Source organism: Streptomyces sp. NPDC101165 (genome assembly GCF_044768135.1).
Taxonomy (GTDB): Bacteria; Actinomycetota; Actinomycetes; order Streptomycetales; family Streptomycetaceae; genus Streptomyces.
This window is the reverse complement of the sequence record NZ_JBIWPG010000002.1, coordinates 536117-560644: the sequence shown is the minus strand read 5'-3', so window position 1 is coordinate 560644 and position 24528 is coordinate 536117. Positions and strand designations below refer to the sequence as shown.

At 71.8% G+C, this 24528-nt stretch carries 22 protein-coding genes; 5 read left to right on the top strand and 17 right to left on the bottom strand.

Annotated features, from left to right (window positions below):
- The first annotated feature begins 25 nt into the window (after positions 1-25).
- Positions 26-1339, top strand: coding sequence for a GH1 family beta-glucosidase (locus ACIRVH_RS06005; RefSeq protein WP_403948549.1), 1314 nt, complete (start codon positions 26-28; stop codon positions 1337-1339).
- Positions 1336-2589 (top strand): MFS transporter, encoded by a 1254-nt coding sequence (locus tag ACIRVH_RS06000; RefSeq protein WP_403948548.1) that lies wholly within the window; start codon positions 1336-1338, stop codon positions 2587-2589. The genes ACIRVH_RS06005 and ACIRVH_RS06000 overlap by 4 nt, the downstream gene beginning before the upstream one ends.
- Positions 2590-2912: 323 nt before the next feature.
- On the opposite strand, the gene era is transcribed toward ACIRVH_RS06000, so the two are convergent.
- Entirely contained in the window at positions 2913-3866 is a 954-nt protein-coding gene (gene era / locus ACIRVH_RS05995) for a GTPase Era (RefSeq protein WP_403948546.1), read from the bottom strand.
- Positions 3867-4040: 174 nt separating this feature from the next.
- Here era and ACIRVH_RS05990 point away from each other — a divergent pair, with 174 nt between their 5' ends.
- Both ACIRVH_RS05990 and ACIRVH_RS05985 read left to right on the top strand, forming a co-directional pair.
- Positions 4041-5351: an ammonium transporter gene (locus tag ACIRVH_RS05990; RefSeq protein ID WP_403948544.1), complete on the top strand. Its 1311-nt coding sequence runs from the start codon at positions 4041-4043 to the stop codon at positions 5349-5351.
- Entirely contained in the window at positions 5348-5686 is a 339-nt protein-coding gene (locus ACIRVH_RS05985) for a P-II family nitrogen regulator (protein ID WP_403948542.1), read from the top strand. The genes ACIRVH_RS05990 and ACIRVH_RS05985 overlap by 4 nt, the downstream gene beginning before the upstream one ends.
- On the opposite strand, the gene ACIRVH_RS05980 is transcribed toward ACIRVH_RS05985, so the two are convergent.
- The 12 genes from ACIRVH_RS05980 to ACIRVH_RS05925 form a co-directional block, all read right to left on the bottom strand.
- Positions 5580-6608, bottom strand: coding sequence for a WxL protein peptidoglycan domain-containing protein (locus ACIRVH_RS05980; protein WP_403948541.1), 1029 nt, complete (start codon positions 6606-6608; stop codon positions 5580-5582). The genes ACIRVH_RS05985 and ACIRVH_RS05980 overlap by 107 nt on opposite strands.
- 93 nt (positions 6609-6701) lie before the next feature.
- Positions 6702-8030 carry a beta-xylosidase gene (locus ACIRVH_RS05975; RefSeq protein ID WP_403948539.1) on the bottom strand — a complete coding sequence of 443 codons (1329 nt, stop codon included), beginning with the start codon at positions 8028-8030 and terminating at the stop codon, positions 6702-6704.
- A 191-nt stretch (positions 8031-8221) separates the two neighbouring features.
- Positions 8222-8698, bottom strand: a complete 477-nt coding sequence (locus ACIRVH_RS05970) for a hypothetical protein (protein WP_403948537.1) — start codon at positions 8696-8698, stop codon at positions 8222-8224.
- A gap of 186 nt (positions 8699-8884) precedes the next feature.
- Positions 8885-9247 carry a cytidine deaminase gene (locus tag ACIRVH_RS05965; RefSeq protein ID WP_403948536.1) on the bottom strand — a complete coding sequence of 121 codons (363 nt, stop codon included), beginning with the start codon at positions 9245-9247 and terminating at the stop codon, positions 8885-8887.
- Between the two features lie 38 nt (positions 9248-9285).
- A complete protein-coding gene (locus ACIRVH_RS05960) occupies positions 9286-10224 on the bottom strand; it encodes a S66 peptidase family protein (protein ID WP_403948765.1) in 939 nt (312 codons plus the stop codon).
- Between the two features lie 128 nt (positions 10225-10352).
- On the bottom strand, positions 10353-10712 hold the full coding sequence (locus ACIRVH_RS05955) for an MmcQ/YjbR family DNA-binding protein (RefSeq protein WP_403948535.1): 360 nt from the start codon (positions 10710-10712) through the stop codon (positions 10353-10355).
- A complete protein-coding gene (locus ACIRVH_RS05950) occupies positions 10709-12013 on the bottom strand; it encodes a hemolysin family protein (RefSeq protein WP_403948534.1) in 1305 nt (434 codons plus the stop codon). Before ACIRVH_RS05950 ends, ACIRVH_RS05955 begins: the two co-directional genes overlap by 4 nt.
- 19 nt (positions 12014-12032) lie before the next feature.
- Positions 12033-12530: an rRNA maturation RNase YbeY gene (gene ybeY / locus ACIRVH_RS05945; RefSeq protein WP_403948533.1), complete on the bottom strand. Its 498-nt coding sequence runs from the start codon at positions 12528-12530 to the stop codon at positions 12033-12035.
- A 12-nt stretch (positions 12531-12542) separates the two neighbouring features.
- On the bottom strand, positions 12543-13622 hold the full coding sequence (locus ACIRVH_RS05940; protein WP_403948532.1) for a PhoH family protein: 1080 nt from the start codon (positions 13620-13622) through the stop codon (positions 12543-12545).
- Positions 13623-13750: 128 nt separating this feature from the next.
- Positions 13751-14878, bottom strand: coding sequence for a carbohydrate kinase family protein (locus tag ACIRVH_RS05935; RefSeq protein ID WP_403948762.1), 1128 nt, complete (start codon positions 14876-14878; stop codon positions 13751-13753).
- Positions 14879-14955: 77 nt separating this feature from the next.
- Positions 14956-16296 carry a glucarate dehydratase family protein gene (locus ACIRVH_RS05930; RefSeq protein ID WP_403948531.1) on the bottom strand — a complete coding sequence of 447 codons (1341 nt, stop codon included), beginning with the start codon at positions 16294-16296 and terminating at the stop codon, positions 14956-14958.
- Complete coding sequence (locus ACIRVH_RS05925) at positions 16293-17189, bottom strand: 5-dehydro-4-deoxyglucarate dehydratase (protein WP_403948759.1); 897 nt, start codon at positions 17187-17189, stop codon at positions 16293-16295. Before ACIRVH_RS05925 ends, ACIRVH_RS05930 begins: the two co-directional genes overlap by 4 nt.
- 522 nt (positions 17190-17711) lie before the next feature.
- On the opposite strand from ACIRVH_RS05925, the gene ACIRVH_RS05920 reads away from it, so the two are divergent.
- Complete coding sequence (locus tag ACIRVH_RS05920) at positions 17712-18974, top strand: MFS transporter (protein WP_403948530.1); 1263 nt, start codon at positions 17712-17714, stop codon at positions 18972-18974.
- Here the strand turns inward: ACIRVH_RS05920 and ACIRVH_RS05915 are convergent.
- The 4 genes from ACIRVH_RS05915 to ACIRVH_RS05900 form a co-directional block, all read right to left on the bottom strand.
- Entirely contained in the window at positions 18938-19930 is a 993-nt protein-coding gene (locus ACIRVH_RS05915; protein WP_403948528.1) for an adenosine deaminase, read from the bottom strand. The two genes, ACIRVH_RS05920 and ACIRVH_RS05915, sit on opposite strands and share 37 nt — an antisense overlap.
- A gap of 20 nt (positions 19931-19950) precedes the next feature.
- On the bottom strand, positions 19951-20856 hold the full coding sequence (locus tag ACIRVH_RS05910) for a ribonuclease Z (RefSeq protein WP_403948526.1): 906 nt from the start codon (positions 20854-20856) through the stop codon (positions 19951-19953).
- A gap of 6 nt (positions 20857-20862) precedes the next feature.
- Entirely contained in the window at positions 20863-21216 is a 354-nt protein-coding gene (locus tag ACIRVH_RS05905) for a histidine triad nucleotide-binding protein (protein ID WP_403948756.1), read from the bottom strand.
- Positions 21217-21338: 122 nt separating this feature from the next.
- Positions 21339-24500, bottom strand: coding sequence for a S41 family peptidase (locus ACIRVH_RS05900; RefSeq protein ID WP_403948754.1), 3162 nt, complete (start codon positions 24498-24500; stop codon positions 21339-21341).
- Positions 24501-24528 lie beyond the last annotated feature (28 nt).

Here is a 24528-nt window from a genome sequence, read left to right as displayed (position 1 = left end):
ACCGGGGGTAAGGATGATCCCGGCCATGGCGACCGATGCAGTCAATCCGATCCCCCGCTTCCCGGCCGGCTTCCTGTGGGGTGTGTCGACCTCCGCCCACCAGATCGAGGGCGCGGCCGACGAGCGCGAGGCGTCCGTGTGGGACGTGTTCACGGCCGAGCCGGGGCGGGTGAAGGACGGCACGACGGCGGCAGTGGCCTGCGACCACTACCACCGCTACCGGGAGGACGTGGCCCTCCTCGCCGGCCTCGGCGTGGACGCGTACCGCTTCTCCGTCTCCTGGCCCCGCGTGAACTCCCCGGGCGGCCTGGACTTCTACGACCGCCTGGTCGACGAGCTGTGCACGGCCGGCGTACGGCCCGTGCCCACCCTCTTCCACTGGGACCTGCCCGCCTCGCTGGACTGGCTGGAGCGGGACACGGCGGCCCGGTTCGCCGACCACGTGTCCGTGGTGGCGGAACGCCTCGGCGACCGCGTCACCAAGTGGATCACCCTCAACGAGCCCGCCGAGCACACCCTGCTGGGTCATGCGCTGGGCGCCCACGCCCCCGGCAAGCAGCTGTTCTTCGACGCGCTCCCGGTCGCCCACCACCAGCTCCTCGCCCACGGTCTCGCGGTGCAGGCCCTGCGCGCGGCCGGCGCGACGGACATCGGCATCGCCAACTCCCACGGCCCGACCTGGCCGGCGTCCGCGGAGCCCGCCGATCTGGAGGCGGCGGGCTTCTACGACCTCCTCCTCAACCGGATGTTCGCCGAGCCGATCGTGCTGGGCGCCTACCCGGAGGGCATCGGCGACCTGATGCCGGGCGACGTGTCCGCCGACCTGAAGGTCATCTCCGAGCCGATCGACTGGTACGGCATCAACTACTACGCGCCGACCCGGGTGGGCGCCCCGCAGGGCACCGAGATCGAGTTCGGCGGCCTGACCATGCCGGCCGAACTCCCCTTCTCCGTCCGGGAGATCGAGGACCGCCCGGTGACGGACTTCGGCTGGCCCGTCGTCCCCGAGGGGCTCACGGAGCTGCTCACGACCTTCCGCAACCGCTACGGCGACCGCCTCCCGCCGATCGTCATCACCGAGAACGGCTGCTCCTACGAGGGCGTCGACGACCAGGACCGCATCGCCTACCTGGACGGCCATGTCCGCGCCCTGCACGCGGCGCTGGAGTCGGGGGTGGACGTGCGCGGCTACTTCGTCTGGTCCCTGATGGACAACTTCGAGTGGGCGGAGGGCTACGCGCGCCGCTTCGGCCTGGTCCACGTGGACTACGAGACCCAGCGGCGCACCCCGAAGGCCTCCTACCAATGGTTCCGGGACGTGCTGCGGGCGCAGAGATGACCACTGCCCGCGCCTCGGCCGCCCTCGCCGAGCCCGTGGAACGGGTCGGCCGCGGCTGGACGGCGGCGCTCTCGCTGGCCAACGGGGCGATCTGGGTGGGCTGGTTCGGCCCGCTGCAGATCCTGCTCGCCTCCCAGGCGGGGGACTTCGCGCCCGGCTCCGGGATGTCCAAGGAGACGATGCTGGCCTGGGTGACGGGGGCGGGCGCGGTGGTCTCGCTGCTCGCGAACCCGTTCTTCGGAGCGCTGTCGGACCGGACCACCGCCCGCCGGGGCCGCCGTACCCCGTGGATCGTGGCGGGCGCGGCGGGCGGTGCGCTCTCCCTGCTGCTGCTCGCGGGCGCGGGCGGGCTGTGGACGATGACGCTGGGCTGGTGCCTGGTGCAGCTCACGCTGAACGCGGCCTTCGCGGCGGTGACCGCGGCCGTGCCGGACCGGGTGCCGCGGCTCCAACGGGGCTCGGTGGGCGGCTGGCTGGGGGCGGCGCAGATCCTGGGCGTGGTCGGCGGGACGGGTCTGGCGACGGCGGCGGGCGGGGTCGGCGCCGGATACACGGCCTGCGCGGTGTTCACGGTGGTGGGCGTCCTGCCCTACATACTGCGCTACGAGGACCTGCGCCTGGCACCGGAGGACCGGTCCCCCTGGTCCTGGCGCGCCTTCCTGGCCTCGTTCTGGCTGAGCCCACGCCGCCACCCCGACCTGGCCTGGGCCTGGCTGACCCGCTTCCTGATCAACCTCAGCAACTCGCTGGTGCTGCTGTATCTCCTCTACTACCTGCGCGACCGCCTGCACTACTTCGACCCCGACCGGGGTGTCCTCGTCCTCACGGCGGTCAACAGCCTGACGCTGGTGGCGACGGTCGTGGCGGGCGGCATCTGGTCGGACCGGGTCGGCCGGCGCAAACCGTTCGTCGTCTGGTCGGGCGTGCTGATGGCGGTGGCCACGGCGGCCCTGTCCGGCTGGCAGACCTGGCCGGGGGCCGTCGTCGCGTCGGCGGTCCTGGGGATCGGCTTCGGCGTCTTCACCTCGGTCGACTTCGCCCTGATGACCGACGTCCTGCCGAAGGCCCTGGACCGCGGCAAGGACCTCGGCGTCATCAACGTGGCCAACGCCCTCCCCCAGGTGGCGGCCCCGGTCCTGGCGGCACCGATAGTTACGTACCTCGGCGGCTACCGCGTGCTGTACCTGGTGGCGGCGGTGATCGGGTTGGCGGGGGCGGTGCTGGTGGGGCGGATACGGGGGGTGGCGTGAGCTGCCGTCCTCCCCGTCCCCTCCGGGGCCGCCGGACTTCCCGGGCGACTCCGATGACGGGGGCCGGGGCAGAGCCCCCCAGCCTCAGAACCCCAGCCGGCGCAGCTGCTTCGGGTCCCGCTGCCAGTCCTTGGCGACCTTCACATGCAGGTCCAGGCTGCATCAACATGCGGCTACCGCCGCGCGGCCGGCGCCCCGAGCAGCACCTCGACCTGCCCCCGCACCCGACACCGACGCCCTTCATCCCGCCACGACCGGTGGCCGGCGGAAAACGGGGTCCAGGGCGGACCCCATGCCGGGGGCCGGGGCAGAGCCCCAGGGCCTCAGAACCCCAGCCGGCGCAGCTGCTTCGGGTCCCGCTGCCAGTCCTTCGCGACCTTCACATGCAGGTCCAGGAAGACCGGGGTCCCCAGCAGCGCCTCGATGTGCTTGCGGGACTTGATGCCGACCTCCTTCAGGCGCTTGCCCTTGGGGCCGATGATGATGCCCTTCTGGCTGGGGCGCTCGATGTAGACGTTGGCGTGGATGTCGAGGAGGGGACGGTCGGCGGGGCGGTCCTCGCGCGGGAGCATCTCCTCCACGACGACGGCGATGGAGTGCGGGAGTTCGTCGCGGACGCCCTCCAGGGCCGCCTCGCGGATCAGTTCCGCGATCATGACCTGCTCGGGCTCGTCCGTGAGGTCACCCTCCGGGTAGAGCGCCGGGCCCTCCGGCAGCAGCGGGACGATCAGGTCGGCCAGCAGGCCCACCTGCTGGTCGCCGACCGCCGACACCGGCACAATCTCCGCCCACTCGAAGCCCAGATCCTTGCCCATCTGGTCGATGGCGATCAGCTGCTCGGCGAGGGTCTTGGAGTCGACCAGATCGGTCTTGGTGACGATGGCGACCTTCGGGGTCTTCTTGATGCCGGCGAGTTCCTTCGCGATGAAGCGGTCGCCGGGGCCGATCTTCTCGTTCGCGGGAAGGCAGAAGCCGATCACGTCGACCTCCGCCCACGTCGTCCGTACGACGTCGTTGAGCCGCTCGCCGAGCAGCGTGCGCGGCTTGTGGAGGCCCGGGGTGTCCACCAGGATGAGCTGGGCGTCGGGCCGGTGCACGATGCCGCGCACCGTGTGCCGCGTGGTCTGCGGCTGGTTCGCGGTGATCGCCACCTTCTGCCCGACCAAAGCGTTCGTGAGGGTGGACTTGCCCGCGTTGGGGCGGCCCACGAAGCAGGCGAAGCCGGCGCGGTGGGCGGTCTCGGCCGGCTGCTCGGATGACTGGGTACGAACGCTCATGGCGACCATTCTCCCTGATCCACGAAGCCGCGCCGTACCAGTGGGGAGTACCCCGTTCCCACGTGAGCTTTCGGAAACCCCTCCGCAACGAAACGTCACGGAAACACACCCGTACGCAACCGGAAACGGATACCGGTGACCCTCTGACGAGCCCCCACACCGTTGGAGACGCCCGTGACCCTCGCCGCCGCGCATGTGAACACCGGCGACACCGCGTGGCTGCTCGCAGCCACCGCCCTCGTCCTGCTGATGACTCCGGGACTGGCCCTGTTCTACGGCGGTATGGTCCGCACGAAGAGCGTCCTCAACATGCTGATGATGAGCTTCGTGTCGATCGCTCTGGTGACGGTGGTGTGGCTGGCGGCCGGCTACTCGCTGGCCTTCGGCGACGACATCGGCGGCGGGCTGATCGGCGGGCTGGAGCACGCCGGCATGAGCGGCCTCGGCCCGGCCAGCGTGCACGGCTCCGTGCCCACGCTTCTCTTCGCCACCTTCCAGCTCACCTTCGCCGTCATCACGGCGGCGCTGGTCAGCGGCGCGGTCGCGGACCGTACGAAGTTCTCGGCCTGGCTGGTCTTCGTCCCGGTGTGGACGCTCCTCGTATACGTTCCGGTCACCCACTGGGTGTGGGGCCCGGGTGGCTGGATCCACGACAAGCTCGGCGCGCTCGACTTCGCGGGCGGTCTGCCCGTCGAGATCACCTCCGGCGCCTCCGGTCTCGCCCTGTGCCTGGTCCTCGGCCCCCGCCTGGGCTTCAAGAAGGACGCGATGCGTCCGCACAACCTGCCCATGGTGATCCTAGGCGCCGGTCTGCTCTGGTTCGGCTGGTTCGGCTTCAACGCGGGCTCCGCGCTCGGTGCGAACGGCCTGGCCGCGGCCGCCTTCCTCAACACCCTGGCCGCCGGCTGCACCGGCCTGCTCGGCTGGCTCTTCGTCGAGCAGCGGCGCGACGGCCACCCGACCACCCTGGGCGCCGCCTCCGGCGCGGTGGCCGGCCTGGTCGCGATCACGCCCTCCTGCGGCACGGTCTCCCTGCTCGGCGCGCTGGTCGTGGGCCTGGCCGCCGGTGTCGTCTGCTCCTACGCGGTGAGCTGGAAGTTCAAGTTGAACTACGACGACTCGCTGGACGTCGTCGGCGTCCACCTGGTCGGCGGCGTCATCGGCACCCTCCTCATCGGCCTGTTCGCCGAGAAGGCGATGACCGGCGGTGTCGAGGGCCTGTTCTACGGCGGCGGGCTCGCCCCGCTCGGCAAGCAGCTGCTGGCCGTCGTGGTCGTCGCGGGGTACGCCTTCGCGGTGTCGTACGGCCTCGGCAGGCTGATCGACCGGGCGCTGGGCTTCCGGGCGAGCGAGGAGCAGGAGCACACCGGTTTGGACCTTACGGTGCACGCCGAGACGGCTTACGATCACGGGGTCCTGGGGCATGGCGCCCCGGTCTCCTCCTCCGTCGTCCCCACCGCCCAGAAGGTCAAGAGCCAGGCATGAAGCTCATCACTGCGATCGTCAAGCCGTACCGCCTGGACGCGGTCAAGACCGCCCTGCAGGAGCTGGGTGTGCACGGTCTGACCGTGACCGAGGCGAGCGGCTACGGCCGTCAGCGCGGCCACACCGAGGTGTACCGGGGGGCCGAGTACCGCGTCGACCTGGTGCCGAAGGCCCGGATCGAGGTCGTGGTCGAGGACGCGGTCGCCGACGACGTGATCGACGCGATCGTCAGCGCCGCGCAGACGGGGAAGATCGGGGACGGGAAGGTGTGGGCAGTGCCCGTGGAGACCGTCGTACGGGTGCGGACCGGCGAGCGCGGCCCCGACGCGCTCTGACCAGCAGCACTCCGGTCACCACTCCGCCCACGAAGACGAGCCCGGCGAGCAGCCACGGCAGCGCGAAGAAGGAGGCGCTCGCCGACTGACGGGTGTCCGGCGCTGTCGCGGTCAGGGTGATGTCGCCCCAGTCGAGCTGGGGCGCCCCGTGCCAGGTCTCGGTGAGCCGCACCCGCTGCCCCGGCAGCAGCTCGGACGGCACCCCGGTCAGGTCGCGGTCGAGCAGCGTACGGCCGAACAGTCCGCGCGCCTTCAGCTCCACCTTGGGGTCGAGGGTGACGTTCCCGGTGTTGCGCAGGGTGTAGCCGATGGTGGCCGTGCTGTCGCCGAAGCCGGGGACGAGTGGCTGGTGATGGCTGATGTGCATCTGCCCGACGGAGATCGCGGGCAGCGTGGGCCCGCTGACCCGGAGATAGACCCGGGCCCCGACGGCCCGCTGCACGCCGAGCGCCAGCTTGCCGCTGCCGGGGTCGACCCGCTCGTCGAGCGCGACGATCGCGCCCGGGTGGTCGCCCGGTTCGGCGCCGCGGGGCACGTGCAGGGTGAACGGCACGGTGACGGTCTTGTGGCCGGGAACGGTGACGCGTGACATGGCGGGCCGCGCCCAGGCACCCACCCCGTGCATCCGCTCCTTCAGGGTCCGTACGGCGAACCCGCCGTCGCGGGCGGTGTTGTAGGCGTCGGCCGCGTAGAGCCGGAACGTGAGCGGCCTGCCGGTCTTGTTGGCGACGGCGACCTTGTCGGTGAGGGTCTGCCCGGGGTCGGCCGAGAGGTAGAAGTAGGGGCGCGCGGCGACCTTGGAGGCGACCGGGTAGACGGACCAGCTGCCGTTGTCGGCGGCGTGGGCCGGTGCTGTCGACATCCCCAGGGCGAGGCAGAGGGTGCTGACGATGCTCAGGAGGAGGACGTACGGCTTGCGCATGGGTGCGGACCCCCCATGGGCTCGGGTCGTGGCGGTCGGGCGGGTGCGGCCCCGTGGTGCGGCGGGCGCCCGGCCACCGTGGTCGGAGTTCGGTCAGGTGAGGGTGAGGGTCAGGACGCCGGAGTACGAGCCCGGGGGCGTGAACGCCGGTACGTCCAGGGAGAGTCCGGCGTCGACGGTGAACTCGCCGCCGGTGAGCGTGGCGTCCGGGGTCGACGCGAGGGTCGCTCCCGAGGTGCCCACCGCGCCGGTCGAACCGGCCTTGCAGGTGCTGGGGCTGCCCGCCTTGGTGACGCAGGCAGGGGTCCAGCTCAGTCTGCTCGCGTCGATCTTGGCGCCGGGGCCGGTGAAGTCGGTGACCTTGCCGGTCAGGGACCAGCCCGCGGGCCCGCCGCGGAAGTCCTTGACCGTCACCGTCTGCAGGGCTCCGCTGGAGGCCCCGCCCTTGCCGAAGTCGACCGACGACAGCGCGACGGCGTCCCCGGCCTGGGACATGGACAGGGTGCCCGCCTTGACGGTGGTGGTCAGCTTCTGACTGCCGGCCGGGACGGGCGTGTTGTCGTTGACGACGTAGACCGCGGGGCCCGCGCCCTTGTCCGCGCTCCAGGAGCCGCCTTCGTAGGCCACGATCCCGGTCGTCGTCTTGTCGTTGACGACCAGCGAACCGCTGAAGGAGCCCGAGGCGCCCGCGGTCACGGTGGCGGTGTCCGCGGTCTGGGTGCCCCCGGACCGCCCGGCCAGGGTGACGGTGGCGCCCGGCGTGAAGTTGCTGCCGTTGACCGTGACACTGGCACCCGGGTCACCCGAGGCCGAACCCAGCGCGATGGCACGGGTGTTGGCCGGGGTGCCGTCGGTCGCCGTGACGGTCTGCGACGTCGGGGCGGGCGGGTTGGTGACCGTGCAGGGGGTGTCCAGCTCCAGGATGTAGCTGGTGTGGATGTTGTAGTCGCCGGGCGAGAGGGTGATCTGGCCGGCCTTGGTGACGGTGAACGTTCCGGTCATGGAGAAGGACGGGAAGGGGGCCTTCCCCGGGACCGGGGCGTTCTTCTTGGGCCCGGCAACCGTGACGGAACCGGTCTGGGCACCACCGAGCGTGACCTTGCCGGTCGGGGTCATGATGTCGGCCGGCAGGGCCAGGTCGGTGGGGTTGCCGGCGGCGGGCGTGACCACCGTGTAGGTCACGGTGACGGTGTCGCCGACCTTCGGGCTGGCGTTGTCCACCGACACGCTCGCGGTGGTGGTGCCGTCGATCGGCGGCAGGCCTGAGACGGCGGGCGGGATGCAGTGCGTGGCGAAGTCCACGTTCGTGCCGGCGGCACTGGCCGGACTGGCCAGTGCGCCGCCCGCGGTGACCGCGAGGACGGTCGCCCCGAACAGTGACGCCCAGCGCCATCGTCGGGATCTTCGGGGTGTCGAACCCATGGGGGCCCCTCCTGAGGGTTGCGGGCGCAGCGGCTCATCTGCGCCGACAGGGGGCATTGATGTGGAGCCTGCGTGAGAAGTCAATGGAGATGCCGCAGAAAACTGACGGATCATCAGTTTCTGCGGCATCCCCGGGAGATCCGGAACTATCCGGAACAGATCACTCAGGCCACTCGGGTCGCTCGGCTCGCTCAGTCGAAGACGAACGGGCCGGGCGACTGCTTGCCGGTGGCCTTACAGGTGACGTTGATCCCGAAGATCGTCATCTGCAGCGAGCCGCCGTACGCCTCCAGGCTGTCACCGGAGGCCACGGTGCCGGTGAGCGGGCCGGCGGTGACCGGGTCGCCGGCGGCCATGGCCGGGTTCTTCGTCCCGGTGAAGACGGTGGTGCCGCCGCTCGCCCTGACCAGGGTGAGCTTGGAGGTGATGGAGTCCTGCGCCACCGCGACCGGCGCCTTGACCGCGGTGGAGGTGAGGGTGATGGTGGCCGTGGTGCCGCTCTGGGTGGCGATGAGCGTGGCCGCGCCACCGCCGAAGATGCCGCAGCTCGCGTTGATGGTTGCCGTCTGAGGAGTGACGGCGGCCGCGGTGGGCGCGAAGGCGAGTCCGGTGACCGCGAGGGCCCCGGCGACCAGCGCCGCACCTGTTGCCGTGTGCTTGCCTCTCATGGGGATCCGCTTCCCTTCCCTGTGGGGATGCCATGTGGGGATGGTCGGAAGGTGCGCCGACGAACGAGCAGGCCAGAGCAGGTGGGTGCGGGCACGCTGCGGCGGCGGTGCGGATCTGACGGATCGTCGGAACTTACGGCTCCATTGATGCGCGAGAGGCAGGCGACGGCAAGGATGAAATCCGGACTACTCCGCAGCGCCCGCCGGAACCGTCAGCTTCACGGCCCCGTCAGGCCCGGCGAGCAACACCGGCGTCTCAGGCCCCCCGAGGTCGGCCACAGCGGCCCGGTCCTCCGCCGGGACGGACTCCGCCTCGCTCACCACGGCCGCCGCCTCCAGCGACTTCGCCCCGGAGGCCACGGCCATGGCGACGGCGGTCTGCAGGGCGCTCAGCTTCAGCGAGGCGAGCTGCACCGACCCGGCGACATACGTGCGCCCGGTCTCGTCCCGTACGGCCGCCCCCTCGGGCACACCGTTGCGGGCCCGGGCGGAACGGGCCAGGGTGACGATCTTGCGGTCCTCGGGGTCGAGCGCGTTGCTGTCGGTCATGCCCCGAGCATACGGACCGGCCCGGACCTGCACCGAGGTCAGTCCAGGGTCTGAACGATCTCGCTCCGGGCGGCCGTGTGCACCACGCGGGCACGGGCGCCGTTCACCAGCGGGAGGTAGGGCGCCACGTGGCCGCACTCGACGTCCGCGACGATCGGTACGCCCAGGGAGCCGAGGGCGTCGAGGACGGCCTCGTACTGGGTGAGGGTGCCGCCGTCGGGGGCGTGGGTACGGCCCACGAGGACGGCGGCCGCGCGGTCGAAGAAGCCGGCGAGGCGCATGCCGTGCAGGTTGCGGCAGATGGTGAACGCGTTGTCCTCGCAGGCCTCGACGTAGACCAGCAGCCCCTCGTCGCCGGCGAAGGACGAGGTGTTCAGGTACGGCGTGCCGGCGAGGTTGGTGAGGGTCTCGATGCAGCCGCCGATCAGCCGGCCCTCGACGTCCACGTCACCGGCGCCGTCGAGCCGGGTCCAGGCGCCCTCGGCGTCCAGGGTGAGGTCCCGTACGTCCGCGTGGGACCGGTAGTCGTCGAAACCGCCCGACCGGTGGCGGCCCGGCGGGGTCTGGGAGAGCGGCTCGCCCTGCGGCGCCGCCACGATGTCGAGCCAGGACAGCAGGCCCTCGGGCGTCCGGTACGGCGTGTCCATGAGGTTGTTGCCGTGCACGGTCGCGACCCCGGTGAGCAGGGTCAGGGGCGTGATCAGGGTCGACATGTCGGACCAGCCGACCACCCACGTCGGCTCGGCCCGCCCGATCTTCTCGAAGTCGAGCAGCGACAGCAGGTCGATCGCGGTCTCCCCGCCCCACGGCGGTACCACCGCCCGGATCGTCGGGTCGGTCAGCATCTCGGTCAGTTCGGCGGCGCGCTCGGCGGCCGGGGCGCTGATGTGCGTCGAGCCGTCCATGCACCGGCCGACGACCACCTCGTACCCCCGCGCCTTCAGGTCGCGTATCGCCACGTCGAGGCGCCCGCGCATCGTCTCGGGCACCCCGCTGGAGGGGGAGGTCACACCGACACGGTCACCAGGGCGCAGCGGGCGCGGATATCGCACAGAAGACATGCGCCGGATTCTGACACGCGGTCAGAGGGCCCCGGCAAACGCATTTACGGCCGGTCCAGCCGCAGCCGCTCCGCCCTCGGCAGGCCCGCGACGACGAGGTCGTACGAGTCCTCGATCAGTTCGCGGACCAGGCGGTCCGGGAGTTCGCCGTCGACGGTGACGGTGTTCCAGTGCCGCTTGTTCATGTGGTAGCCGGGGATGATCAGTCCCTCGTGCTCGCTCCGCAGCCGGACCGCGTCCTCCGGGTCGCACTTGAGGTTGACCGTCAGGGGCCGCGCGTCCAGCCAGCTCAGCGCGAACATCTTGCCCAGGACCTTGAAGACCGAGACGTCCGGGCTGAACGGGAAGTCCTCGACCGCCGCGTTGAACGACAGACAGAAGGTGCGCAGTTCCTTGGGGGTCACTCCGCGTTCTCCTCCTCGGGCGGGTCCGCCGGGCCCAGCGGCTCCACCAGTACGGTCACGATCTTGTTCCGGCGGCCGGCCGCGGCCTCCGCGGTCAGGCGCAGCTCGCGGCCGTCGGGCAGTTCCACGACCGAGGACGCACCGGCGATGGGCACGCGGCCGAGCGCCTTGGCGAGCAGGCCGCCGACGGTCTCCACGTCCTCGTCGTCGTACTCCTCCAGGCCGTACAGCTCGCCGAGGTCGGTGATGTCGAGGCGCGCGGTGACCCGGTAGCGGTCGTCGCCGAGGTTCTCCACGGGCGGGAGTTCACGGTCGTACTCGTCGGTGATCTCGCCGACGATCTCCTCGAGGATGTCCTCGATGGTGACGATGCCGGCGGTGCCGCCGTACTCGTCGATGACGACGGCGACGTGGTTGCGGTCCTTCTGCATCTCGCGCAGCAGGTCGCCGGCGTTCTTGGTGTCGGGGACGAAGACCGCCGGGCGCATGGCCGTGGACACCAGGTCGTTCTCGGCGTCGCGGCTGATGTGCGTCTTGCGGACCAGGTCCTTCAGGTACACGATCCCGACGACGTCGTCCTCGCTCTCACCGGTGACCGGGATCCGCGAGAAGCCGGAGCGCAGGGCGAGGGTGAGGGCCTGGCGGATGGTCTTGTAGCGCTCGATCACGACCAGGTCGGTGCGCGGGACCATGACCTCCCGTACGAGGGTGTCGCCCAGCTCGAAGACCGAGTGCACCATGCGGCGCTCCTCGTCCTCGATCAGCGACTCCTTCTCGGCGAGGTCGACCAGCGCCCGCAGCTCCGCCTCGGAGGCGAACGGGCCGCGGCGGAAGCCCTTGCCGGGGGTGAGCGCGTTGCCGATGAGGATGAGGAGCGACGGGATCGGGCCCATGATCCGGGCGAGGGGCAGCAGCACGTACGCCGCCGCCGTCGCCGTGTTCATCGGGTGCTGGCGGCCGATGGTGCGCGGGGAGACGCCGACGGCGACGTACGACACCAGGACCATCACGCCGATGGCGACCAGCAGCGCCTGCCAGGTGGCCGCGAACTCCTGCAGGCAGGCGTACGTCACCAGGGCCGCGGCCGCCATCTCGCAGGCGACGCGGACCAGCAGGGCCACGTTCAGATAGCGGGTGGGGTCGGCGGCGACCTGGGCCAGCTTGGCGCTGCCGCGCCGGCCGTTGCGCACGGCCTCCTCGGCGCGGAAGCTGGAGACGCGCGCGATGCCCGCCTCCGCGCACGCGGCCAGCCAGGCGACGACGACCAGGGCGATCGCGCCGATCACGATCTGCGGACTCATGCGAAGACCGGCCCTCGGACTACGAGACGGTCGGCGCCGGCGACGGGCCGGTCAGCCCCCGCTCGGCCCGCCACCCGTCCACGATGGCGGCCTGGAGCCCGAACATCTCGGCCTTCTCGTCGGGCTCCTCGTGGTCGTACCCGAGCAGGTGCAGCACCCCGTGGACGGTGAGCAACTGGAGCTCCTCGTCCATGGAGTGCTGCGTCGGCGCTTCCGCGCCCTGCTTGGTGGCGACCTCCGGGCACAGCACGATGTCGCCGAGCAGCCCCTGCGGCGGCTCGTCGTCGTCCTTCGTGGGCGGCCGCAGCTCGTCCATCGGGAACGACATGACATCGGTGGGACCCGGCAGATCCATCCACTGGATGTGCAACTGCTCCATGGCGTCGGCGTCCACGACGATCACCGAGAGCTCGGAGAGCGGGTGGATGCGCATCCGCGCGAGCGCGTAGCGGGCGATGTCGAGGATCGCCTGCTCGTCTACCTCGGTGCCGGACTCGTTGTTGACGTCGATCGACATGGTCGTGCTGGTCTACTTCCCCTTGGAGCCCTTGGCACCGGGCCTGCCATGGCCGCCCTTGTGGGCGCCGTTCTCGGTGCCGTGCTTGCTGTCGTACAACTCGTACGCGTCGACGATACGGCCCACCAGCTTGTGCCGTACGACATCGTGGGACGACAACCGGGAGAAGTGGACGTCCTCGACGCCCTCCAGGATCTCCTGCACCTGCCGCAGACCGCTCTTCGTGCCGTTCGGCAGGTCGACCTGCGTCACGTCACCGGTGATCACGATCTTCGAGTCGAAGCCGAGGCGGGTGAGGAACATCTTCATCTGTTCGGGGCTCGTGTTCTGGGCCTCGTCGAGAATGATGAAGGCGTCGTTGAGCGTACGGCCACGCATGTACGCGAGCGGCGCGACCTCGATCGTGCCCGCGGCCATCAGGCGCGGGATCGAGTCCGGGTCGAGCATGTCGTGCAGCGCGTCGTACAGCGGGCGCAGGTAGGGGTCGATCTTCTCGTAGAGCGTGCCCGGCAGGAAGCCGAGGCGCTCGCCGGCCTCGACCGCGGGACGGGTCAGGATGATCCGGTTGACCTGCTTGGCCTGCAGGGCCTGCACGGCCTTGGCCATGGCCAGGTAGGTCTTGCCGGTACCGGCGGGGCCGATGCCGAAGACGATCGTGTGCTTGTCGATCGCGTCGACGTACCGCTTCTGGTTGAGCGTCTTGGGGCGGATGGTGCGGCCGCGGGAGGACAGGATGTTCTGCGTCAGTACCTGGGCCGGGGTCTCAGGTCCGTCGCTCGTCCCGTCCTCGCTCGCCTTGAGCATGGCGATCGAGCGTTCCACTGCGTCCTCCGTCATCGGCTGTCCGGTGCGGAGCACCAGCATCATCTCGTCGAACACGCGCGAAATGAGAGCGACGTCCGCAGGGTCGCCGACCGCGCTGATCTCATTGCCCCGGACATGGATGTCGGCTGCCGGGAAGGCCTTCTCGATCACGCGCAGAAGGGAGTCGCCGGAACCCAGCACGGTCACCATGGGGTGCTGGGCGGGGACGGTGAGGTGTGCTCTCGCCTGCTCCTGCGCGGGGGTGTGAGCTGTGGGTGTCTGAGTCATGGGCCGGCGCTGTAGGCCTGCGGTTCCTCCTCGTCACGGCCGCATAGCTGAGGGCGGCCTCGCGATTCCAGGGTACGACGGTGGACTGACAAGGCTGTAGGGCTTTTCAGAGGGCGAGAGCCGGTACGTCAGCTGGACCGACGGAAGCCGATGGTCGGCACGGCCCGGCGCAACGGCCACACCCGGTCCAGTTCCTCCGGCACCAGCCCGTCGAGGAACGCGAACCTCTGCAACGCCACCCGGTCCTGCCCCGGAAGGGACTGCACCTTGCGCCACCACGCCCCGATCTCCGACCACCCCGGCGCCGACAGCGAGCCCCCGAACTCCTGCACGGACAGAGCTGCCGTGAGCCCGGCAAAGGCAAGACGGTCGGCGAGCGGCCACCCCGCCAGCGTGCCGGTCACGAACCCGGCCACGAACACGTCCCCCGCCCCGGTCGGATCCAGTGCCTCGACCGCGATCGCGGGCACCTCGGCCGTCTCCCCCGTACGCCGGTCCACCGCGTACGCCCCCTCCGCCCCCAGCGTCACCACCGCCAGCGGCACGTACTCGGTCAGCGCCCGCGCCGCCGCCCGCGGGCAGTCCACGCCGGTGTACCGCATCGCCTCCTGCGCGTTGGGCAGGAACGCCTCGCAGTGGTGGAGGTCGGCGAGGCTCCCCAGGTCCCAGGCCCCGGTGTCGTCCCAGCCGACGTCCGCGAAGACCCGGGTGCCCGCACGGGCGGCCTGGGCGATCCAGGGGGCGCGGGTGCCGGGGACGAGGGAGGCGACGGCCGCACGCGCGCGGGGCGGGACGTCCGGCGCCGGCTCGTCCGGCGGCGGCTCGTGGCCGTGGGACACCATGGTCCGCTCGCCCTCGTAGGCCATGGAGACGGTCACCGGCGAGTGCCAGCCGGGCACGGTCCGCGACAGGGTGAGGTCGATGCCCTCGCCCTGTTCCAGCGCGTCCCAGCAGTACTCGCCGTAATGGTCGTCCCCGAAGGCCGCCGCGAGGGACGTCCGCAGACCGAGGCGGGCGAGCGCGGCGGCCATGTTGGCGACCCCGCCCGGGCTGGAGCCCATCCCGCGGGCCCAGGACTCGGTGCCGCGCACGGGCGCCGAGTCCAGGCCGGTGAAGATGATGTCGAGGAAGACGGTGCCCGTGAGGTAGACGTCCCAGGGCGGATCGTCCGGTGCACGCAGGGCGACCAGCGGGTCGACCTGGGCCCGGCAGGGCGCTGCACGGGTGAGGTGCTCCGGTTCCTCTCCGGCGATCATGTGGGACGGGGTCACGGTGCGCTCCCTGACGTGATGCGGATCTGGTCAGTGTGCACCAGATCCCACCCGGGGCGCGGCTACCAGCGAGGCATCACCGGCGTCCGCCAGTGCGGCTCGGCCACCCGCATCGCCGCCGCGTCGTCCCGCTCGCGCATCGAGCCGTCGTCCTCGGTCCACCGCCGGTGCAGCCGGGCCAGCTCGTCCCGGTCCAGTTCGACGCCGAGGCCGGGTGCGTCGGACACCGCGACCCTGCCGTCGGTGAACGCGATCCGCTCGGTGAGGACGTCCTCGGACTGCCAGGGGTAGTGGGAGTCGCAGGCGTGGTGGAGGCCCGGCACGGTGGACGCCACCTGGGTCATGGCGGCGAGGCTGATGCCGAGGTGGGTGTTGGAGTGCATGGACACCCCGACGCCGAAGGCGTCGCAGATCGCGGCGAGGTGCTGGGTGTTGCGCAGTCCGCCCCAGTAGTGGTGGTCGGAGAGCACCACCTGGACGGCGTCCGCGGTGAACGCCTCCTCGATCTCGCCGAAGGTGGTCACGCACATGTTGGTGGCGAGCGGGACGCCCGCCCGTCGCCCACCACCACCCTTGTCCGAGGCGCTTCGCGCCGCCCCTCTCAATCCTGCGGACACCTCGGCCATCGCGGGAGTGCCCAGGGCCGGGTCCTCCAGGTACTCCAGGACGTCCCCGAGTTCCTTGGCGACCTTCAGCGAGGTCTCGACGGACCAGGCGCCGTTGGGGTCGAGCCGCAGCGGATGCCCGGGGAAGGCCTCGGCGAGGGCGCGTACGGCCGCGATCTCCTGCTCGGGCGGGAAGACACCGCCCTTGAGCTTGAAGGAGGTGAATCCGTACCGCTCCTTGAACGTCCGCGCCTGGGCGACGACTCCGGCGGGGTCCAGGGCGGCACCCCAGTCGTCCGGCTCGGCCGTGACGCCCTCCGGGTGGCCGGCCCACCTGTAGAAGAGATAGGCGCTGTACTCGACCGCGTCCCGCACCCTGCCGCCGAGCAGTGCGTGCACGGGCAGTCCGAGCGCCCGGCCCTGGGCGTCCAGGCAGGCCACCTCGAAGGCGGAGAGCACGGACAGCCGCAGCTTGTCGGCGCTCTGCACGCCCCGCAGACCGCCGGCGTCCACGGCGCCCCTGATCCGGTCCTCGTCCACGGCGAGGTCCAGTGCGAACAGTCCGTTCACATCCATGACCGATCGTCCGGGGAGGCGCTCGGCGAGGGAGCGGGCCGGCTCCAGGTACTTGGTGTCGCCGTAGGTCTCCCCGAGCCCGGTGGTCCCGTCGGCCGTGACGACCTCCACGATCAGCCGGGGGGTGTATGGCTGGTGCACGCCCTGGGTGTTGAGCAGCGGCGCGTCGGCGACCAGGATCGGCGTCAGGCGTACCTCGGTGATGGTCAGGTCACGGGTCACAGGGAGGCTCCTACGAGGTCGAGTCCGGCGGTGAGGAGGGCCTTCAGGTCGGCGAGGTCGGCGGGCGCGGGGTCGGTGAGCGGGGCGCGGACGGGGCCGACGCGCTCTCCGCGCAGCCGGGCCGCCGCCTTCACCAGGGACACCGCGTATCCGGGTGCGCGGTCACGGAGTTCGACGAAGGGGACGTAGAACTCGCGCAGCAGCTTCTCGGTCGTGCCGTGGTCGCCGCTGTGCAGCGCGCCGAAGAAGGCGCCGGCGATCTCGGGCGCGAAGGCGTGCACGGCGGAGGAGTAGGCGGGGACGCCGACGGTGGCGTAGGCGCGAGCCTGGATCTCGGCGGTGGCGGCGCCGTTGAAGAACAGGAAGTCCTCGGGCGCGGCGAGGGTGAGGCGCTGGAGGCGGTCGAGGTCACTGTGGCCGTCCTTGAGGCCGATGACGTTCGGGATGCGCGCGATGCGCCGCAACGCGGCCACACCATAGGCGACCTGGCCGCGCTGGTAGGCGACGATCGGCAGCCGGGTACGGGCGGCGAGCTGCTCCAGCTGGGCGGCCAGGCCCTCCTGCGGGGCGGCGACCAGGTAGTGCGGCAGCACGAGCAGGGCGTCGGCGCCGGCCTCCTCGGCGATCCGCGCGAACCGGGCGGCCTGCGCCCAGCCGTATCCCGTGCCGGCGACCACGGCCACCTGCCCGGCCGCCTCCTCGACGGCGATGGTGACGACCTGCCGGTACTCCTCCTCGTCCAGCGAGAAGAACTCGCCGGTTCCGCAGGCCGGGAAGAGGGCCCCGGGCCCGGTGGCGAGCCGCGCGGCGACATGCGCACGCAGCCCGTCCGGGTCCAGGGAGCCGTCGTCGTGGAAGGCGGTGAGCGGGAAGGACAGCACGCCGTGCGCCATGCCCTCCCGCAGCCGTCGCGTCACGTCCTGCGGAGTCGGGTCGCCGCCCACCTGACCATCTCCCCTTATGAATGTTGTCTATGTATGAGAACAGAGGCTAGATACACGGACACGCGAGAGTCAATGAGGGGGCAGAGGGAACAGCAAAAGAGCCCCATCCCGTACACAACGGGATGGGGCTCTACATGGAGCGCCGGGCAGGCCTTGCACCTGCATTTCCCCGCAGGAAGCGGGGCGTCTTTCCTTGGACCACCAACGCACTGTCCGACACCGGGAGTTCCGGCGACCGCGACGTGATCAACCATAGCGCATCCGGCGGGGCGCGAGCCAACTCGCCGACAGGATGCGACCTCCTACCCCGGCCCGCTGATCACAAACTCCGAAGTGACCCGGATCACGCCGGCCGACCTTCTTCCCGAACCGCGTAATTGATACAACTTGCTCGCGCGTTCCTGTCCGTCGACGGTCGTCGCTCATCCCCCTCTTTTCTGAGCCGCCGCTCTCGTCTGCCCTGGAACGCCCGTGTCCGCCCCCCGCTCCCTGCCCTGGCCCCTCGTCGCCCTTTTCACGGCCGGGTATCTCGCCCCGTACCTGCTGCCGACCACCGTCGGCCGGCTCGACACCGGACTTCCGCTCTCCGTCACCCAGGCCGGTGCCATCGGCAGTGCGCTGCTGCTGAGTTCGGCCGCGGCGGGCTTTCTGCTGGCCTCCCGGGTCGAGCGGATCGGCGCCCGCACCCTCGCCCGGCTCGGGCTCACCCTCGCCTTCCTCGGCTACGGCGGGGCCGCGCTCACCGGCCTCGTACCGGCCGTCGTCGTCGGCGCGCTGATCGGCGGGTTCGGGTCCGGCACGGTCACGGCGGTCGCCGCCGGCGGCATCGCCGGACAGCAGGATCCGCACCGGGTCACCACGTTCGGTCTGCTCGGTGTCTCCGCCCTCGCCGGCGCCCTCTACCTGACGATCCCGCACCTCGGCCCCGGCCACGGGCAGCCCCTCGCCGCGATCGCGCTGACCGCCCTCGCGGTCTGGCCGCTCACCGGCCGCCTGTCCGGCCGTACGGCCCCGGCCCGCACCCTCCCCCGCGCTCGAACAGGCTCGCGCGGGGGGACCCCCATCGAGCGCGGCCGGCTCCCCCACCTGCGCGCCGGCCTGCTGCTGGCCGCCGCCATGCCCTGCTGGTCCCTGGCACAGAACTCCCTGTGGGGCGTCAGCGGCCGCATCGGTCGCGACCAGGCACACCTCACCGAGGTCAGCGTGGGCGCGGTGTTCGCGGTCGCGCTCGGCGCCGGCCTGATCGGGGTCGTGGCCGCGGGGGCGCTCGGGCCGCGGCTGGGCCGGGCGGTGCCGATCGGCGTGGGTACGGCACTCATCGCGGGCTGCATCGCGCTCAGCGCCTCGGCGACCGACCTGACGTCCTTCGCCGGTGGCGAGATCGCCTGGAACGTGATCTACCCGGTCGTGCTGTCGTACGTCATCGGCCTCGCCGCCTCCCTCGACCCGCGCGGTCGCTGGGCGGTGTTCGTCGGCTCGGCGGCGTCCCTGGGCACGGCGGCGGGCCCGCTGGCCGGGAGCATGCTGGCGGCGTGGGCGGGCTTCCCGGTCATGGGCGAGGTGCTGGCCGTGGGCCTGCTGGCGGTGGCGGTGCCGATGACGGTGGTGGCGCTGCGGGCGGGCAGGCAGACGGTCTCCGTGGTGGAGATCCAGATGGACACCCCGGCCGTGCCTGCCCGGACCGCGTACGACACCGCCTACCCGAACTCGTACGCCTCGACCTCGGCGAGATAACGGGCGCGCCGCTCCTCGTCGTCCTCCAGGAAGGACGCGAGGAAGGAGTTGCGGGCCAGCGCGCGCATCTGCTCCTTGGGCAGCCCGAGGGCGTCGCGCACCGCGTGGTAGTTGTCGGCGACGTACCCGCCGAAGTAGGCCGGGTCGTCGGAGTTGACCGTGCACAGCAGTCCCGCGTCGAGCATGGCCGGGAGGGGATGGTCCGCGAGGACGTCCACCGCCCGCAGCCGGACGTTGGACAGCGGGCACAGGGTCAGCGGGATGCGCTCCCGGACCAGCCGCTCGACCAGCTCCGGGTCCTCCAGGCAGCGCAGGCCGTGGTCGATCCGCTCGACGCCGAGGACGTCCAGCGCCTCGGTGATGTACGCGGGCGGACCCTCCTCACCGGCGTGCGCCACCCGGCGCAGCCCGAGCGCGGCGGCGGCCTCGTACACCTCCCGGAACTTCACCGGCGGGTGCCCGACCTCGGCCGAGTCGAGACCGACACCGGTGATCCGGTCCAGGTAGGGCCTGGCCGCCTCCAGGGTCTCGAGCGCCGAGTCGGCGGACTCGTCCCGCAGGAAGCACATGATGAGCTTCGTGGAGACGCCGTGGTTCTCCTCGCTGCGGCCGAGCGCCCGCCACAGCCCCTCCATGACCGTGCCCATGGCCACGCCCCGCGCGATGTGGGCCTGCGGGTCGAAGAAGATCTCCGCGTGCCGCACGCCCTGCGCGGCGGCCCGGGCGAGGTAGGCGTCGGCCAGGTCCGCGAAGTCCTGCTCGGTGCGCAGGACGGCCATCAGCTCGTAGTACAGGTTCAGGAAGGACTGGAGGTCCTCGAACTGGTACGCCTTGCGCAGCTCGTCGGTGTCGGCGTAGGGCAGCTCGACGCCGTTGCGGGCGGCCAGCCCGAACGCCAGCTCGGGCTCCAGGGTGCCTTCGATGTGGAGGTGCAGTTCTGCTTTGGGGAGGGGCATCAAAGCATCGTAAGCGTGTTTTATCCGCGTTTCGGAACCGGCACTCGCAGGAGGTCGTGCGCCACGGTCAGCTCTCCCTCGAACCCGGCGGAACGCGCCTGCCGCTCGAACTCGTCGGGGTCCGAGTAGCGCTGGCTGAAGTGGGTGAGGACGAGGTGCCGTACCCCCGCGTCCCGTGCCACGGCCGCCGCCTGACCGGCCGTGAGATGGCCGTGGTCCTCGGCGAGTCCGAGGTCCTCGTCGAGGAACGTGGACTCGATGACCAGCAGGTCGCAGCCCGCGGCGAGCGCGTGCACCCCGTCGCACAGCCGGGTGTCCATCACGAACGCGAACCGCTGCCCGCGCCGTACCTCGCTGACCTCGTCCAGGGTCACGTCCCCGAGCCGGCCCTCGCGCTGGATCCGGCCGACGTCCGGCCCCTTGATCCCGTGCGCGGCGAGCCGGTCGGGCAGCATGCGGCGGCCGTCGGCTTCGATCAGCCGGTAGCCGTAGGACTCGACGGGGTGGGACAGCTTGCGGGCCTCGAGCGTGTACGACCCGGTCCGCGCGAGGGTGCCGTCGGCGTCGACCGGTGCCTCGGTGAGGCGGACGGTCTCCCGGTAGGCGGTCGCGTACCGGAGCCGGTCGAAGAAGCGCTGCCCGGAGCGCGGGTAGTGCGCGGTGACCTCGTGCGGCACCTGGTCGAGGTTGATCCGCTGGATCACCCCGGCGAGGCCGAGGGAGTGGTCGCCGTGGAAGTGCGTGACGCAGATCCGGTTCAGGTCGTGGGCGGCGACCCCGGCGCGCAGCATCTGCCGCTGTGTGCCCTCGCCGGGGTCGAACAGGATGCCCTCGCCGTCCCAGCGCAGCAGGTAGCCGTTGTGGTTGCGGTGCCGGGTCGGGACCTGGCTGGCGGTGCCGAGGACCACCAATTCACGTACGGACATGACGACTTACCCGGGGGGCCATTCCATGCCACGGCCACCGAGGATGTGCGCGTGGGTGTGCCAGACGGTCTGGCCGGCGCCGCTGCCGGTGTTGAAGACGATGCGGTAGCTCTCCAACTCGTCCTCGTCGGCGACGGCCTGGGCCTCGCGCAGCATGTCGGCGGCGACGGCCGGTTCCGCGGCGGCGAGTTCGGCCGCGTTCTTGTAGTGCACCCTGGGGATCACCAGGACGTGCGTGGGCGCCTGGGGGTTTATGTCCCGGAAGGCGACGGTCGTCTCCGTCTCCCGCACGATCGTCGCCGGGATGTGCCCCTCGACGATCTTGCAGAACAGGCAGTCGTCCTGCGGTTCTCCCGCCATTGCGCTGCGCTCGCTTTCGCCGGTGATCAGTACGGGGGGCATGGTAGTCGGTTGGGTGGGGGTCGGTGGGGGCTGGTTGCGCCCCGCGGCGGAGCCGCATATCGACACAGCCCCGCGCCCCTTTAGGTGGGCAGACCTGGCGGAGTTTTTGCGGGCTGCTCCGCCAGTGCCTCCAGTGCCAGGCTGATCGCCTTGTCCAGCTGGGTGTCCCTGCCCGCCGCGTAGTCCTGTGGGCGCTGGACGACCTCCACGTCGGGGTCCACCCCGTGGTTCTCGACGCCCCACTCGTATCCCTCCAGCCAGAACGCGTACTTCGGCTGGGTGATCAGGGTGTCGTCGACGAGGTGGTAGCGGCTGTCGATGCCGATGACGCCGCCCCAGGTGCGGGTGCCGACGACCGGGCCGATGCCGAGGGCCTTGATCGCGGCGTTGACGATGTCGCCGTCGGAGCCGGAGAACTCGTTGGCGACGGCGACGACGGGGCCGCGCGGCGCGTCGTGCGGGTAGCTGTACGCCCGCATGCCGCGCGGCAGCGCCCAGCCGACGATGCGCCGGGCCAGCTTCTCCACGACGAGCTGGGAGGTGTGGCCGCCGCGGTTTTCACGGACGTCGACGACCAGGCCCTCGCGGGCCACCTCGACGCGCAGGTCGCGGTGGATCTGGGCCCAGCCGGGGGCCTGCATGTCGGGCACGTGGAGGTAGCCGAGGCGGCCGCCGGACGTCTCGTGGACGTAGGCGCGGCGGTCGGCGACCCAGGCGTGGTACCGCAGGGGCTCCTCGTCGGCGAGGGGGACCACGACCGCGTGCCGGGGGTCGCCCCCGCCGACGGGCGAGATGGTCAGCTCGACCGGCTTTCCGGCCGTACCGATCAGCAGCGGGCCGGGACCGGTGACCGGGTCGACCGGCTGTCCGGCGACCGCGACGATCGCGTCCCCGGGGCGCACGGCGACACCGGGCGCGGCGAGCGGGGAGCGGGCCTGCGGGTCGGACGTCTCCGCGGGCAGGATGCGGTCGATGCGCCAACCGCCGTCCGCGTGGCGGGAGATGTCGGCGCCGAGCAGGCCCTGCCGGGCGCCGTTGCCGAAACCGCCGCGCGGGGTGACGTAGGCATGCGAGGTGCCGAGTTCGCCCTGCACCTCCCACAGGAGGTCCACCAGGTCGTCGTGGGTGGCGAGGCGGCCGAGGAGGGGGCGGTAGCGGTCGAGGACGCCGTCCCAGTCGACGCCGCTCATGTCCGGCCGCCAGAAGTTGTCCCGCATGATGCGGCCGGTCTCGTCGTACATCTGCCGCCATTCGGCGGCCGGGTCGACGGTCTGCCGGATCCGGCTCAGGTCGACGGTGATGTTCGAGTCGCTGTCCTCGTCGTCGGAGGCGCGCCGGTCGGCGGGTACGACCTTGAGGCGGCTGTCGGTCCACAGCAGCACCCGCTTGCCGTCGCCGCTGACCTCGAAGTAGTCGGCGTCGGCGGCGAGGTGCTCCAGGCGCTGCTGGGCGAGGTCGTAGCGCTCCAGCTCGGTCTTCGGGTCCGGGTCGTCGGGAGTGGCCCGGGAGGCGCCGAGGACGCCGCGCACCGGGTAGCGCAGCCACAGCACGCCGTCCTTGGCGGCCCGCAGGTTGGCGTAGCGGCCGGCCTCGACCGGGAAGGGCACGATGCGGTCGGCGAGGCCGTCGAGGTCGATGCGGGTCGCCGGGGTGCCCTCGGCGTCGGGGGTCTCCTCCTTGTCGGGGGTCCCGAAGGGCCGGCCGTGCCGCTGCGGCCCGAACGGGGACGGCGTGGTCGCGGCGAGGGTGATCAGGTACGGGCGGACGCCCTCGACGAAGGCCAGGTCGAAGACGTGCTCGTCGTAGACCGGGTCGAAGGAGCGGCTGGAGAGGAAGGCGAGGTGCTTGCCGTCCAGGGTGAAGGCCGGGGCGTAGTCCTGGAAGCGCAGCGGGGTCGCCGCGGTGACCGACAGGTCGGTGGTGTTGGCGAGGCGGAGCTGGCAGAGCGGATGCGGGCCGGGGTGGGACCAGGCGAGCCAGCCGGAGTCGGGCGAGAAGGCGAGGCCGCTGACGTCCCCGTCCTCGCTGCGGTCCACCTCGCGGACCTCGCCGGTGTCGCGCTCGACCAGCAGCAGCCGTCCGTCGTGCGAGGCGACGGCGGCCCGGCTGCCGTCGGGTGCCATGGCCAGTTCCAGGACGCGGCCGAGCTGTCCGGCGGCGATCCGGCGCGGGACCGCGCCGGGCGCGACGCCGGTGGCGGGCGCGAACTCCAGCGCGTCCTCGCCCTCGGCGTCCGTCACCCACACCACCCATTCCTCGCCGTCCGTGCGGAAGGCGTGCGGCAGCCGGGCCCGTACGCCGGGCTGTGCGGCCAGCGCGCGGGCCGGGCCGGAGCGGTGGGTGACCCAGTGGACGGCGCCGCGCACGGCGACCGCGCTGCCGCGCGCCGTGTGGTCGGGGGTGGCGTGGTCGAACCAGCGGGAGGCGTTCACCGGGTGGGGCTGCAGGTCGACGCGCGCGCCGCCGAGCCGGATGTCCAGGCGGCGCGGTTCTGCGTCGTCGAGGTCGTCGAGCAGCCAGAGTTCACCGGCGCTGCAGTAGACGACCCGGCGGCCGTCCGAGGCGGCGTGCCGGGCGTAGAAGCCGTCGAGGGGGGTGTGACGCCGCAGGTCGGACCCGTCGGCGAGGGAGGAGTAGAGGGCTCCGGTGCCCTCGTGGTCGGACAGGAACGCGACCCGGTCCCCGGCCCACAGCGGGTACTCGATGTTCCCGTCCAGCTCCTCGTGCAGCCGCACGAACTCGCCGACGCCTGCTTCACCCTCGGCGGCACGGTCGATCCACAACTTGCCCGCCGTGCCACCCCGGTAGCGCTTCCACCAGGCGGCCTCGCGGCCCATCGGGGCGGACAGCAGCACGGTGTGCGGACCGTACGCGACGTCACCGACCGGCCCGTACGGCAGGGTGGTGGCAGGGCCGCCGTCCAGCGGGATCGCCCGCGCCCAGCTGCGGCGCAGGCTCGCCTGGCCCTGGGTGCTGATCGCGAGGACCGCGCCGTCCGGGGTCCAGCCGCGCACCTGGGTCTTCGAACTCCCCCAGTACGTCAGCCGCTCGGCGGAGCCGCCGGCGACCGGGGCGATGTGCACCTCGGGGGCGCCGTTGCGGGTGGAGGTCCAGGCGACGGTCGTACCGTCGGGCGAGATGCGGGGGTGGGTCACCGGCACGTTGTCGGCGCTCACCCGCCAGGCCCGCCCGCCGTCCAGGGGTGCGAGCCACACGTCGTCCTCGGCGGTGAAGGTCACCAAGTCGCCGTGGAGGTGGGGGAATCGGAGG